Raw genomic sequence first — 815 nt, 5'->3', positions numbered from 1 at the left:
GAGACATAGAAACTAGATGAGATAAAAAGCAATGGTTCCCGTAACAGACGCCCTTAATATCCATATGACAAAATAACGAGGATATCCAATCCTACAGTAAAAAATATTCGCACTGAAATTGAGCTATTTTCATAAATTAAAAAATGAAATTAAGAAAAGATCAATTATCGTAAACTATACACTTTACTTTAATGTCAAAATTATAATAATGACAACAAACATCAGGATCTATATAATAGTAAAAAAGAGTCATATTAAAATGAAGTTGGTCATTCTTATAATTTTGATTGCAAACATTTTATCAGCTTGTGCATTAGCACCAAAGCTAAAACAGCCCAATGATAGGAACCGTGTACCTATTAATAAAACAATCCCTGCCGAAATCAAGCGAGCAAATATATGAAAAAGCGATTTATTATAACAGGAATGATTACCATTTGGGGAATGATAAATTTGGCACATGCAGTGGTGGATCATTCTAAAACACGTGTAGACGCAGATCCATCAAGTTTATGCAATGTTCTAGAAGTGGCACGTGCAGAGTTTGAAAAGCGAAAGTATGGAAGAGACAGCTCTGGAATCCTAGAAAAATGTTTAAAATTGCTATCATCTGCTCCACCGCCACAACCTGCTCCACCGCCACAACCTGCTCCACCGCCACAACCTGCTCTATCAGCAGAATATTCGGAAATCCTTCAGCTTTTAAAAAAAGAGGAAATTATTGAGCTCTTAAAAAAGCAGCTTGAGTTGAAAAAAAAACAAGTTTCACAAATAGAAAAAGCCTATCAAGCTATAACAAAGAATCAGAAAACTGG

1 protein-coding gene and 1 pseudogene are annotated in these 815 nt (G+C 34.6%); both read left to right on the top strand.

The features are described from left to right. Positions 1 to 259 precede the first annotated feature (259 nt). Positions 260 to 403 (top strand): TrwH protein, encoded by a 144-nt coding sequence (locus ACFIKJ_RS09515; protein WP_375652237.1) that lies wholly within the window; start codon positions 260 to 262, stop codon positions 401 to 403. After that, positions 400 to 815 (top strand): annotated as a pseudogene (locus ACFIKJ_RS09510) (hypothetical protein); the annotation flags it as partial. The gene ACFIKJ_RS09515 and the pseudogene ACFIKJ_RS09510, both read left to right, overlap by 4 nt.

Origin of the sequence: Bartonella sp. PS7NMGDW, assembly GCF_042193585.1 — a bacterium.
Taxonomy (GTDB): Bacteria; Pseudomonadota; Alphaproteobacteria; order Rhizobiales; family Rhizobiaceae; genus Bartonella; species Bartonella grahamii.
The sequence above is the reverse complement of the archived record's forward strand: the minus strand, read 5'-3'. Positions and strand labels throughout refer to the sequence as shown.